This window comes from Sphingobium sp. HWE2-09 (genome assembly GCF_035989265.1).
GTDB lineage: Bacteria > Pseudomonadota > Alphaproteobacteria > Sphingomonadales > Sphingomonadaceae > Sphingobium.
This window is the reverse complement of record NZ_JAYKZX010000003.1, coordinates 1,957,275-1,968,733: the sequence shown is the minus strand read 5'-3', so window position 1 is coordinate 1,968,733 and position 11,459 is coordinate 1,957,275. Positions and strand designations below refer to the sequence as shown.

Genomic DNA, 11,459 nt, shown 5'->3' with positions numbered 1-11,459 from the left:
GACCCTTGGACGACCGGCCGCCCCGAAGAGGAGTTCCAGCATGAGCAAGTTATACAACGTGTCAGCGACTGCCATCGGTGGGCGTTCTGGTTTCGCATCCAGCAGCGATGGTCGATTGAAGGTCGAACTCTCGACGCCATCGGTGCTTGGGGGCGATGATGGTCCGGGAACCAATCCCGAGCAGCTCTTCGCAGCGGCCCATGCGGCATCGCTTCTCGCAGCGATCCGTCAGGTCGCCGCTGCACGAGGCGTAAAGGTGCCATCTGACAGCAATGTGACGGCGACGATCGCCGTCGATCGCGAAGGTGAGGATGTGCTGAATCTGAGCGTAGCCCTTGCGGCGGATATTCCATGCATCGACGTTGCGGAGGCTACATCCATCGTCGAGGAGGCGATGAAGGTCTGCCCGATCGCCCGTTCAACCGGCGACCAGGTCTCTGCGGTCGTGCATGTCGACTGAAACATCATGCGCTTGCGTCGCGGCGTTCCCTGCTCTTGCGTGTGTAATAGTCGCGAAGCCATTCGATGAACACGCGGACGCGGGCGGGTCGCGCTACCCCGGGCGGTGTGACCATGTACGCCGACACCGTCGCCGCCGACCACTCTGGCAGTAGCGGGACGAGGCTGCCGGACTTGAGCTCCTCGTCCATGAAGAAGTCGGGCAGCAGCGCCACCCCTATGCCCGCAACCGCAGCGGGTACCACGGCGATCGCATGATTGATGTGGAACCTGCCCGACATGCGGACCGTCACGGATCCATGCTGAGGATGGTCGAACTGCCAGTCCAGCCCCCAGGGGACGTTCGTCGGAATGATGGCAGGAAACCGCGTCAGCTCATCGGGGTGCTCTGGCACTCCATACTCCTCGATGAGCGAGGGGGCGGCGACGAGTGGGCGATTGAACGAGATCAGCCTTACCGTCCTTAGGGTGCTGTCCGGTGGCTGGCCTGGTCTGATGCAGACGTCGTAGCCGGAGGCGATGAGATCGACATCGTCCTCCGTCAGGCAAAGGTCCATCTCGATGTCGGGATAGTCACGCAGGAACATGGGGATGATGGGTACGATCGTGGCTAGACCAAAGGCGGTGCCGCAGGCGACCCTGATCTTCCCGCGTGGGATCGCCGCCTCCTCCACGATGTCGGCCTCGATGGCACGTCCGTCGGCTAGGATGCGAGCGGCTCTGAACACCGTGAGGCGACCGGTCTCGGTGAGGGATAGCTTGCGCGTGGTGCGGTGGAACAGCGTGGTCTGCATCCGCTGCTCCAGGCGGGTCACCGCCTTCGAGACGGTCGTGCTCGCCAGACCGAGCTCCTCGGCGGCGTGACTGAAGGAGCCTAGTTCCGCGACCTTCGCGAAGATCGCCCATGCTTCGAAGTCCGGTATGTGCGGCATCTGGCTTAGCCCCTCGATGCACCCGGGCGGGTCACCTGCTTCGCCCATGCCGATACACCAAGACGCTCAGGGACGGATTGAAGCAGGACGTCGAGCTTCTGCCCCTGGCCCCCGGAACAGCGGCTTTGATGCGTAGCTTCTGCTTCGCGGCCATCGGCGCGACGCCAGGTGATGGTGTATGTGCTGGTGTCAGTGATAGCCGCGTCGCATTCGACACGTTGCGTGGCTCCGTCAGCGGGTCGGTATTCTGCGAGATCCGCTTCGAGCGACCTGTACGCGGCGGCCCCGGCGTCGCGACTGCGCTCGCCGATCACTGCGGTATGGCGTTCACCGGCGAACACGACCCTTCCTGTGGAACCTACCTCGATGCGGTAGACCGGGCAGAAGCCGAAGCAGGGGCCCACTGCTATCGTGATGCTGCTGCCGACATCGGCTGCCGGTTCGGCTTGGGGGCGGATGATACCCGTGGCGCAGCCTGCAAGAAGGAGGAGGGCGCTCGCGTTCACAGCCGTCCGGATCGAATAATACACTCTGTTCTCCGTCTAGTTTTCCAGTCGTTGTCTTAACGACAGACGTCGCGCCCGTCGCTGTCCCGGAAGCGTGGTGGCCGCGCGCCACGGCGGGCGTTCCGGAGCGGCTTCATCTCGACCGTGCGCGGCTTTCCTGCCGGGACTCGGCGCACCCGGTCGGTCGCGCTCAGCTGGGGGCACCCGTCGGCCGTTCTCCATAGGGTGAACCGCGTTCCCGGGTTTGTGTCCTCCCAGAGATAGAGAGCCTCCAGCTTGGCAGCTGACGCGTCGATCAGGTGGGCACCCAGCCTGGCTCCCGTCCGGCCCGCCGATTGGGCGAACCCGAACCCATCGTCCTCCACCGTCAGTTGCCAGCCTGAGGCACTGGTCGATAGAGCGATCCGAACCTCTCCCGGCTTGTCCTCTGGATAGGCGTGCTTGCATGCGTTGCTGACAAGTTCCGCGATGAGGATGCCGATGCTCGTCGCGTCACGGGCGGGAAGATACAGCGTATCGGCGAAGATCGAGATCTCCCTTCTTCCTCCCGCATCCCGGCACACCAGGCGAAGGTCGTGGCCGAGGTCCTCCAGATAGCTCGACAGGTCGATGAACCCCTTGCGATCCGTGCTGTAGAGGCGCCGATGGACGTTCGCGACGGCGTAGATGCGGCGGCGCGTGATGTGTAGGACCTCGGCGAGGCCGACGGCTCCAGCGTCCTCGGCCAAACCTCCGTCTAGTTCCAGAAGGGCGGCGAGCAGATTGAGATTGTTCGCGATCCGGTGATCCGATTCAAGTTGGCCCATTGGATCGATCGGCGGTAGCACGGATGTATGCATGGCTTTCCTCCGGAAGGTTGGGGCTTGCAGGTCCAGCCGGGCGAACAGCGTGTGCTGCGCGCCGACTTACTGCAGGCTAACCGCCCTAAACCCTTTGTAGGATCGCCGAGAGGTTCTGATCCACTCATACGAAGGTCGAGCGCTATGGCCCGCAGCGGATCAGAGGGACTGGATGCTGCCGTGATCGGGCGAACTCGGGATCGGCCCGGAGGACGCACGGCTTCGCAGGACGAACCGGGTTCCTGGCCTGTTGTCCTCCCAGACGCAGGTGGCGCCTAGCCGAGCGACACTTGCGTCGATGATCCGCGAGCCGATGCTTGATTCGGCCGTCGAGTGGGACGGAGCGTAACCTCGGCCGTCGTCCTCGACCGACAGCGTCCACCCATCTTCACCTTCGTTGTCAATCCGGATCCGCACGTCTCCGGCGACGAAATTCGGATACGCGTGCTTGCACGCGTTAGTCACGAGTTCGGCAACGAGGATGCCGATGGCGACTGCCTGATCCGCCGATACCAGGACGCTGGCACCCGCTACGAGAAGACGCCGGTTCCGACCGGCGCCTTCGCAAACGGTTCGAAGATCGCAGGCGAGATCCTCGATAAAGTCGACCAACTCGAGGCCGTCGACGGATTCGATCTTGTAGAGACGTCGATGGACACTGGCGATGGCATGGATGCGCCGGCGGGTGGCATCCAGAACGACGATGGCCTCTGGATCGACCACCTCCCTGCTGCCGGACTCGATCAGGGCAGCCAGCAGGGTCAGGTGGTTGGCGATCCGATGGTTCATTTCGGTCGCACCGTAAGCAAAGGTGGTCGTCCAAGGCATCGCAATTCTCCTGTGAGGTCGTTGGCGGCTTCACAGCTTCTGCATCGGTGACGACCGGCCGGGTGAGCTTCAGTGATGACCGTCGAATGTGGTCAGTGGGCCGTCATTGTCGTCCAGGATGAAGATGGCGAGCAGCTTTGCAGGCTCGGTCTTGCTTGCGTTGGCGCTGATGCCGTGCTGATCACCGGGACTTTCCGTCCAATATTCGCCCGCCTTGTAGGTCTTGGGGGGCGCGCCGTTGACCCCGCTGACGATCGCCCCCTCAAGCACGTACGCAGTGATGAATGCGGATTTCGCATGGGTGTGGGCTGGCGAGCTGTCGCCCGGGGCGTAGGTGACGAGAACGGTTCGGATCGTCTTTCCCGGGATATTGGTGATGGGGTGTGAGAAGTCGGGCTTTATCGAGGACAGTGCTGGCGCCTTCTGACCGGTCTGCGCATTTCCGGCAGTCGATCCCAGCAGCCCGGCCACGAGAATGGCGGTAAGGGCGAAACGCATGGTGATGCTCTCCTTGGCGATGGTGTTGAAGCGGTTGTCCGAGGATGATCAGGCTTTTGCCGGAACCGCCTGGCTTGCGAGCCACTGCTCAAAGGTCGTTCCCCTTACGTGGATATCGTGACCGGGCAGCAACGTCTCGTCCTCAAGTGGCGCGCCGAAGTAGGTGCCGTCCGGATCCATCTCGATCCTTGCGGTGCTTCCAGTCTCGCGAGCCCATCGTTTCGCGAGCTCGTCGATGCGGAAGACCTCCGGCCCTGCTATTTCGTACGATCCGTTGATCGGTCCGGCGAGTACGCGCTCGATCAACGTCTCGGCTACATCCGCTACGGCGATCGGCTGGAACTTGACCCCCGCCAACTTGGTGACGCCATCGACCGCACCGGCCTGGACCATCATCGGCACCAGTTCGAAGAATTGCGCTGCCCGAACCAGCGTGTAGGGCACGGCTCCCTTCTCGACATGCTGCTCCTGGGCGACCTTCCCGGCGATGTAGCCGCTTTCGGTAAGACGATCGCTCCGAAGAACGGAAAGGGCGACATGGTGCTTCACACTTGCTGCGACCTCCGCCTCGAGAAGGTTACGGGCGGCTGTCTCAAAGAAGCCGATCGCAGCTTCGCGTTCCATCGTGATCTTGTTGGTCACGTCGACGACTACGTCGGCGCCGTCGAGGGCCTCCCGCAAGCCGTTGCCGGATATGATGTCCACGCCGGACTCCTGAGACGCCGACACCGCATCGTGACCGCGGTTGGCCAGCCCTTGCACGACCTTCGAACCTACCTGTCCGGTGCCACCTATGACCACTATCCGCATGTGCTGTCTCCTGGCGTTCGACCTGCTTCCAGTTCGTGATAGCCGGTCGACCCCGATGCTTGGATCACCGCTTGGTCCCGCTCCGATCATACGAAGGTAGGGGGAGGAAGGGAGGTTACGCCACACGCCCTGCGGATGCGCGGTTTCGCCGGGACCGTTTTCATGTCTGGCAGCCGGGGATCAGGACCCGCGCGACCGCTCCCACACCAGGGACGTTCTCGACCGTCAGCGCACCGAGATGGTTCTCGACGATGGACTTGCAGATGGCCAGTCCCATGCCGATCCCATCCGACTTGGTCGTGAAGAAGCTGTCGAATAGGCGGGGCAAGTGCTCGTCGCAAATCCCGGGGCCGCTGTCGCTGACGCAGATCTCGATGGAGTGGTTTGCGACCTTCGCCAACCGAACGTCGATTTTATTAGTATGCACTTGTGCCTGCGCCATAGCCTGGGCGGCATTGAGTATGAGGTTGACTACCACCTGCTGTATCTGGATTGCGTCTACGGTGGCTGTCAGCGGCGCAGCAGGCCGTTCCAGTCTGAGCCGAACGCCATTTGAGCGCAGCTCGTGGCTAACGAGCCCAATCGCGTCCCGGACGACATCCTGCAGATCGACGGACATCCGCTCGCCCCTGCCGCCCTTGGCCATCGTGCGCATCCCATCCACTATGGCGGCGGTGCGCTCGGCGTCCTGAGCGACGCGCTCCAGACGCATTGCCGCCCGCGCGATGTCCGGTGGATCCTTTTCCAGCCACTTTTTCGCGGTGCCACTGTTCACGCTGATTGAGGAGAGCGGCTGCATGACCTCGTGCGCAATCGAAGCGGTGAGTTCGCCGAGAAGTGAAAGCCTTGCAGCGCGGGTGAACTCGCCTTGAGTCCGCTGCAGTTCGGCTTCGGCTCGGAGGCGGTCTCCGATGTCCACCATGCCGACGAAGCTGTTGCCTTCGATCTCCTGGTCGTCCGGATATGCGATGGTGAAGAGGACGTCGACTTCCTGACCGGCGGCACCACAGATCACCACCTCCTCGGAATAGTGGCGGGCGCCCGCGAAGGCGGCGGCCATGTTGCGTTTGAAGGCATCGGGAGCCAGCCGGTAGTAGGATCGCACCGGGCAGAGCACGGATTCCTTCGTGCCGTCGCCGAACATCTTCACCGACTGGTCGTTGGCATCGACTATCACCGTGGCGTCGAGCGCGACCTCGAACGCAGCGGGGTGGTCGTCGAGAAAGGAGATCAGTTCGTCATAGCCCGCCTCGCGCGCCGTGGCGAACAGCTGCAGCGCGCCGCGCGAGTCCACCCGCATGAGGGCAATTGGCACGTCGTTGAAGAGCCGGCCGTAGCGCTCCTCGAGGATCTTCAGACGCGATGTCGCCTCTGCCGCGCGGTTGTCGGGTACGAGGACCAGGCTGACCGTCCCTCGACACCACTTGGTTGCCGTGACCAGCACGGAGACGTTTGCGCCCTTAGGTGTGCATGCGCAGGCCTGTGTGGGCTCCAGGTCGTCTCCCGCGATAGCGGCCTGTATCATGGCGCTGATCAGGCCTTGGCTCCGATGGTCGAACAGTGTCGAAACCGGTCTGCCAACCAGCGTGCCGTTCTCGCTCAGCTCGAACAGCTCATTCGCTCGCGGCGAAGCCCGCAATATCTCGAGATTGTCTGCCGATGGCGCGGGGGTGCCCTCTGGCACGCCGATCTCAAGGCATGCGTTGAGGCTTGTGATAAGCCTGCGGAGCGGCTCCGTCCCGTCGGCTATTGGCGTGATCCTCGCGCGAGGGGACGAGGTTGGCGGCATGCCTTGAGGATCCACCGTCCGCTGTCTCTTGACCATACCCAATCGGGTATGTGGCTGAGGCAGATCCGCGCGGTGCTTTATTCGGCGGCTGCGACTGCAGAAAGCTGAGGGCCTCGCTCGGCCTATGGCGTGATGCGGGAGCCGCGGCTTCGCTTCCCTGCCGAGCTAGACCTTCGGATGATGGGCCCGCGCCCCTTGATTGGTCATTCTCGGGAGGCGCTTTCTGTAGCGTGGTGGTTGAACATTCGGGAGCGAAGCAGGATGAAGATTGCCTACGAGACCACAGCGATCGCGACTGGCGGTCGCGACGGACGCGCAGCCACCTCGGACGGTAGCTTTGAGGTGAGGCTGGCGACGCCGAAGGAGCTTGGCGGAAGCGGTGAGGGGAATAATCCTGAGCAATTGTTCGCCTCCGGCTACGCCGCCTGCTTTCTCGGCGCGATGCGTTTTGCATCTACGCGCCAAGATCTGCCAAAGGTTCCCGTCGATGCCTCGGTGACGGCAACCGTCGGCATCGGCCCGAGGGATGACGAGGGCTTCGGGCTACGGGTCAGCCTGGTCGTAAGTCTTCCGGGCATCGACCGCGACGTCGCTGAGGCTCTGGTCGCGGCGGCCGACCGGATTTGCCCTTATTCCCATGCCACCCGTGGAAATATCGACGTTTCACTGGAGGTTTCATGATTCTGGAGGGTCAGTTGGCGAAGACGGTTCTTGTCACGGGGGCCGGAAGCGGAATTGGTTGGGAGACCTCACTGCGGTTCGCGCGCGAGGGATGGAACGTGGTGGCGACGACGCGACGCGGGGATTCCATCTCGACCGACGATCTTCTTCCCAACATGGTTGCCGTTCCGATGGACGTGACGCGACCTGACCAGGTGAGAGATGCTGTGGCCACCGCCATCGGCGAATACGGAGCCATCGACGCCGTTATAAACAACGCAGGTGTCGCTGAGTTCGGCGTGTTCGAGGCGATCTCGCCTGAAAGGGTGCGAACCAGCTTCGAGGTCAACGTCCACGGCGTGATGAACGTGATGCGGGCGGCGGTGCCACATTTTCGCGAGCGTAAGGCTGGCACCTTTGTGAATATCAGCTCTGCGGGCGGACGTGTTGGCATGCCGGCCATGTCGATATATCTTGCTACGAAGTTTGCGCTGGAGGGATTCAGCGAGTCTGTCTGGTTCGAGTTGGCTGCGTTGGGGATCGCAGTCAAGCTGGTCGAGCCCGGGGGAGTCGAGACGCCTTTTCTCGAGAAGATCGCCCGGACCCGCAGCGACAACCTTCCACCTGAAGACTATGCGGACTTCATGCGACACAATGACCAGGTCATGTCTGGACTGGCGTGGCCACGGTCGACGCCGAAAGAAATTGCGGACCTTGTGTTCTCGGCGGCTACCGATGGCTCCTCAAGGCTTCGTTATTTCGCCGGCCCCGGTGTTGCCCACATGATTGATGCCAGAACTACGCTTGATGACGAGCGCTACGAGGTGTTCATCCGTGCCGAATTCGCTGCGCTGTCCAAGTTGAAGGATCAGGTTTGATGGCAGAAGACGGCTTGGGTTCATCTGACAATCTTCATGGCGGCCGCTCCCTGATGCGTCGTGATCTCCTCGCGGTCGCGGGCGCAACCGCGTTGTCCTTACCGATCGCTGCCCATGCGACGCGAAGCGCCACCCCAGGCGCTAGGCCGCTCGCAGCGACGAGGCAGGTCGAGGCGAATGGCCTGTCCATCGGCTACGTCGAGCTTGGTCCGCCGGAAGGGAAGCCGGTACTGTTGATCCATGGCTGGCCCTATGACATCAACAGCTTCGCGGAAGTGGCTCCTCTTCTGGCGGCTGGCGGGCACCGTGTCATAGTCATGCATGTTCGCGGCTTCGGTACGACCCGGTTCCTGTCGGCGGATACTCCACGCAATGCGCAGCAGGCGATGCTCGCGACTGACGTCATCGCGCTCATGGATGCACTGAAGATCGAAAGGGCGACGCTTGGCGGCTTCGACTGGGGGGCTCGATCTGCATGCATCGTAGCGGCGCTCTGGCCGGAACGATGCGCCGGCCTGGTTTCGGTCAGCGGATACCTGATCGGAAATCAGAAGGCGGGTCAGACGCCATTGCCGCCAAAGGCCGAACTGTCCTGGTGGTACCAGTTCTACTTCGCGACGGAACGTGGACGTGCTGGCTACGGCGCGAATCGCCGTGCCTTCAACGAACAGATCTGGCGCCTAGCTTCGCCACTATGGCAGTTCGACGCGGCCACCTACGATCGGTCGGCCGCCTCGTTCGACAATCCCGATCATGTGGAGATCGTTATCCACAACTACCGATGGCGCTTGGGCCTGGCGGACAGCGCGTCCGAACTTCAGGCGTTGGAGAACCGGCTTGCAGGCTCGCCTGTCATAACGGTGCCGACGATCACCATGGAAGGTGACGCGAACGGGGCGCCTCATCCCGAGCCATCGGCATACCGGGCGAAGTTCACGGGTCTCTATGAGCATCGGCTGATCCGGGGCGGCATCGGACACAACCTTCCCCAGGAGGCTCCCAGGGATTTCGCCGAAGCCCTGCAGACGATAGCGCTGCGGGGATGATGCCTAGCCATTTCAAGCGTCGGCGTGATGGGCGACCTTCACCTCTCGAACGTTCTCGTGTCGTTCGGAGGAAGCGGCTCTGCGATACTGTCCGGGAGACACGCCATAGCGTCGCTTGAACGCCGCCCCAAATGCGCTGTCGGATAGGAATCCGAGCGTCCCGGCAATCGAGGAAGCGGATTCCGTGCTAGTGCGAAGGCGCGATGCGGCAATCGTCAACCTCCAACCGGAGGCATACTCGACGGGTGTCGTACCCACCTTCTCCCGGAAGCGGGAAGCGAATGTGGATCGAGACTGGTGTGCAATGTCTGCCAACTCCTCCAGACGCCAAGGGTGAGATGGCCGCTCGTGGATGGCGCGTATGGCGGCGGCGAGCGGTGGGTCGGACAGGGCTCCGATCCAACCAGGGGCTTCGCTGCCGATTTTATCCAGGTGGGCACGAAGTGCGTGGACAAACATGAGCCGAAGGATGTCGTCGCAGGCGGCACGAGAGCCCGGGAGCCCGCTTCGCCACTCCGCGTCCAGGTGGTCGAGCAGCCATGCGATAGGGCGCGCTCGTGCGTCACCTGCATCGATCACTAGGGTCGAGGGAAGGAGATCGAGAATCTGTGCCGCGTCGTCGGCACCGAATGTGACGCTGCCACCGAGAATTTCGACATCGGCACCGACGCCGTAACGCCCGGCAAGCGTATCGTCGGCGAACGCGATCGCCGCATCGACAGGTTCGAGGTCCGGATCGCTCCCCAGCACGAATTCGGCATGGTCCTTGATCACTACGCAGTCGCCCGGGCCCAAACGGCGCCGCTCATGCCCAATCACAAGCCAGCACTCTCCGCGTCGGACGACGTTGAACTTGCATGCCTGGGGACGGAACCGTAGTGACCACGTCCCTCCGGCCTCGAGCCGGACGGAGCACATGGGCCGCGCTTGAACGAGAGCGAGCAGGTCGGACAGAGGGTCGATGGGAGCATTTTGGATTATCAAGACAGAATTTCCGACGATCTGGAATGTTTCGTCCGGACAATATGGCCCAGGACTGCTTTATGACAACACCACAGACCCCAATCCATTCCGGCTTCGGCCCTGCTTCCACCGCCAACGAGGTCACGGAGAACGTGAATCTCTACGGCAAGACTGCGATCGTGACCGGTGGTTACTCCGGCATCGGTCTGGCCACCACGCGCGCCCTTGCGAGGGCGGGAGCGGAGGTGGTCGTTCCAGCACGTGATTTGGTGAAGGCAAAGGCTGCGCTTGAAGGTCTTGACGGCGTCGAGGTTGCGGAAATGGACCTCGTCGACGCAAATTCCGTCGAGAGGTTTGCGAACCGCTTCCTGGAAAGTGGCCGCCAGCTGCCGATCCTCATAAACAGTGCTGGCGTTATGGCTAGTGACCTGTTCAGAGATGCAGACGGTCACGAAGGTCAGTTCGCCACCAATCATCTTGGCCACTATAGACTGGTATGTGCGTTGTGGCCTGCACTCGCGGTCGGCGGTTCGCGCGTAGTGACCGTTTCGTCAAGAGGCCATCAAATTGCCCCAGTGGACTTCGACGATGTCGATTTCCGTGAGCGCGAATACGAGAAGTGGACGGCATATGGGCAGTCGAAGACGGCCAACGCCCTGTTCGCGCGTGAACTCGACCGACGCGGGCAGGAGCACGGCGTCCGTGCCTTCTCCCTTCACCCAGGTCAGATCATCACCGATCTCGCGCGTCATCTCTCAAAGGAGGAGTTGGACGGCTTCGACGCCTTCGATGCCGACGGGAAGCCGAAGATCGATCCCGAGGCGGGCATGAAGACGGTGGAGCAGGGGGCTGCGACCAGCCTCTGGTGCGCTACGAGCGCTTCGTTGGAAGGCCTTGGAGGCGTCTATTGCGAGGATTGCGACATCGCGGTGGTCAATAACACCGAGCTCGGACGGAAAGGCGTGGCACCATGGGCCATGGATGACGAGGCAGCGGAACGCCTGTGGGCGCTGTCGGAGGATTGGACGGACCGGTCGATCTGATCGCCGCCGCGTGGATGGATAGGCGCGCCGGTTCGCTTGCGATGTCTCGCGAATGCACCGGCGGCCCGTGCGGGAAAAATGGCGTGCACGGCTTGAAGTTAGTATGAGCCGCTACCTCGTCGTATATCTGCAATGGCAGCCCGATGTCTTACGGCGACCCGTCTTAGCCATTCAGCGCCGATTTCCGGCTTCCTTAGTGCGGACAGGC

At 62.4% G+C, this 11,459-nt stretch carries 13 protein-coding genes; 5 read left to right on the top strand and 8 right to left on the bottom strand.

The features are described from left to right. The first annotated feature begins 40 nt into the window (after positions 1-40). The gene (locus U5A89_RS14985; RefSeq protein WP_338161866.1) at positions 41-460 is read left to right on the top strand and encodes an Ohr family peroxiredoxin; all 420 of its coding nucleotides are present in this window, start codon (positions 41-43) and stop codon (positions 458-460) included. Positions 461-464: 4 nt separating this feature from the next. Here U5A89_RS14985 and U5A89_RS14980 read toward each other — a convergent pair whose 3' ends face one another. From U5A89_RS14980 to U5A89_RS14950, 7 genes are all read right to left on the bottom strand, one after another. Beyond that, the gene (locus U5A89_RS14980) at positions 465-1,439 is read right to left on the bottom strand and encodes a LysR family transcriptional regulator (protein WP_338161865.1); all 975 of its coding nucleotides are present in this window, start codon (positions 1,437-1,439) and stop codon (positions 465-467) included. Further along, positions 1,397-1,795 carry a DUF6438 domain-containing protein gene (locus U5A89_RS21380; RefSeq protein ID WP_445190704.1) on the bottom strand — a complete coding sequence of 133 codons (399 nt, stop codon included), beginning with the start codon at positions 1,793-1,795 and terminating at the stop codon, positions 1,397-1,399. The genes U5A89_RS14980 and U5A89_RS21380 overlap by 43 nt, the downstream gene beginning before the upstream one ends. Positions 1,796-1,953: 158 nt before the next feature. After that, positions 1,954-2,736: a sensor histidine kinase gene (locus tag U5A89_RS14970; RefSeq protein ID WP_338161863.1), complete on the bottom strand. Its 783-nt coding sequence runs from the start codon at positions 2,734-2,736 to the stop codon at positions 1,954-1,956. 159 nt (positions 2,737-2,895) lie between these two features. Beyond that, positions 2,896-3,564 (bottom strand): sensor histidine kinase, encoded by a 669-nt coding sequence (locus tag U5A89_RS14965; protein WP_338161862.1) that lies wholly within the window; start codon positions 3,562-3,564, stop codon positions 2,896-2,898. A gap of 69 nt (positions 3,565-3,633) precedes the next feature. Continuing rightward, the gene (locus U5A89_RS14960) at positions 3,634-4,062 is read right to left on the bottom strand and encodes a cupin domain-containing protein (RefSeq protein ID WP_338161861.1); all 429 of its coding nucleotides are present in this window, start codon (positions 4,060-4,062) and stop codon (positions 3,634-3,636) included. 48 nt (positions 4,063-4,110) lie between these two features. Then, entirely contained in the window at positions 4,111-4,872 is a 762-nt protein-coding gene (locus U5A89_RS14955) for an SDR family oxidoreductase (RefSeq protein ID WP_338161860.1), read from the bottom strand. A 160-nt stretch (positions 4,873-5,032) separates the two neighbouring features. Beyond that, complete coding sequence (locus tag U5A89_RS14950; protein ID WP_338161859.1) at positions 5,033-6,556, bottom strand: PAS domain-containing sensor histidine kinase; 1,524 nt, start codon at positions 6,554-6,556, stop codon at positions 5,033-5,035. Positions 6,557-6,922: 366 nt separating this feature from the next. On the opposite strand from U5A89_RS14950, the gene U5A89_RS14945 reads away from it, so the two are divergent. Genes U5A89_RS14945 through U5A89_RS14935 form a run of 3 tightly spaced genes read left to right on the top strand, consistent with a single transcriptional unit; the run spans position 6,923 to position 9,245 of the window. Beyond that, positions 6,923-7,342 carry an organic hydroperoxide resistance protein gene (locus tag U5A89_RS14945; protein ID WP_338161858.1) on the top strand — a complete coding sequence of 140 codons (420 nt, stop codon included), beginning with the start codon at positions 6,923-6,925 and terminating at the stop codon, positions 7,340-7,342. Then, the gene (locus tag U5A89_RS14940) at positions 7,339-8,199 is read left to right on the top strand and encodes an SDR family oxidoreductase (RefSeq protein ID WP_338161857.1); all 861 of its coding nucleotides are present in this window, start codon (positions 7,339-7,341) and stop codon (positions 8,197-8,199) included. The genes U5A89_RS14945 and U5A89_RS14940 overlap by 4 nt, the downstream gene beginning before the upstream one ends. Continuing rightward, positions 8,199-9,245: an alpha/beta fold hydrolase gene (locus U5A89_RS14935; RefSeq protein ID WP_338161856.1), complete on the top strand. Its 1,047-nt coding sequence runs from the start codon at positions 8,199-8,201 to the stop codon at positions 9,243-9,245. Before U5A89_RS14940 ends, U5A89_RS14935 begins: the two co-directional genes overlap by 1 nt. 12 nt (positions 9,246-9,257) lie before the next feature. Here U5A89_RS14935 and U5A89_RS14930 read toward each other — a convergent pair whose 3' ends face one another. Further along, a complete protein-coding gene (locus U5A89_RS14930) occupies positions 9,258-10,229 on the bottom strand; it encodes an AraC family transcriptional regulator (RefSeq protein WP_338161855.1) in 972 nt (323 codons plus the stop codon). Between the two features lie 23 nt (positions 10,230-10,252). Here U5A89_RS14930 and U5A89_RS14925 point away from each other — a divergent pair, with 23 nt between their 5' ends. Beyond that, a complete protein-coding gene (locus tag U5A89_RS14925; protein ID WP_338161854.1) occupies positions 10,253-11,251 on the top strand; it encodes an oxidoreductase in 999 nt (332 codons plus the stop codon). Positions 11,252-11,459: the final 208 nt, after the last annotated feature.

What these genes read in the sequence shown, in the direction of transcription:
- U5A89_RS14980 (WP_338161865.1), bottom strand. Translation starts at nt 1,439, where the DNA reads ATGGGCGAAGCAGGTGACCCGCCCGGGTGCATCGAGGGGCTAAGCCAG.
- U5A89_RS14955 (WP_338161860.1), bottom strand. Translation starts at nt 4,872, where the DNA reads ATGCGGATAGTGGTCATAGGTGGCACCGGACAGGTAGGTTCGAAGGTC.
- U5A89_RS14945 (WP_338161858.1), top strand. Translation starts at nt 6,923, where the DNA reads ATGAAGATTGCCTACGAGACCACAGCGATCGCGACTGGCGGTCGCGAC.
- U5A89_RS14925 (WP_338161854.1), top strand. Translation starts at nt 10,253, where the DNA reads ATGTTTCGTCCGGACAATATGGCCCAGGACTGCTTTATGACAACACCA.
- U5A89_RS14970 (WP_338161863.1), bottom strand. Translation starts at nt 2,736, where the DNA reads ATGCATACATCCGTGCTACCGCCGATCGATCCAATGGGCCAACTTGAA.
- U5A89_RS14965 (WP_338161862.1), bottom strand. Translation starts at nt 3,564, where the DNA reads ATGCCTTGGACGACCACCTTTGCTTACGGTGCGACCGAAATGAACCAT.
- U5A89_RS14960 (WP_338161861.1), bottom strand. Translation starts at nt 4,062, where the DNA reads ATGCGTTTCGCCCTTACCGCCATTCTCGTGGCCGGGCTGCTGGGATCG.
- U5A89_RS14940 (WP_338161857.1), top strand. Translation starts at nt 7,339, where the DNA reads ATGATTCTGGAGGGTCAGTTGGCGAAGACGGTTCTTGTCACGGGGGCC.
- U5A89_RS14985 (WP_338161866.1), top strand. Translation starts at nt 41, where the DNA reads ATGAGCAAGTTATACAACGTGTCAGCGACTGCCATCGGTGGGCGTTCT.
- U5A89_RS14935 (WP_338161856.1), top strand. Translation starts at nt 8,199, where the DNA reads ATGGCAGAAGACGGCTTGGGTTCATCTGACAATCTTCATGGCGGCCGC.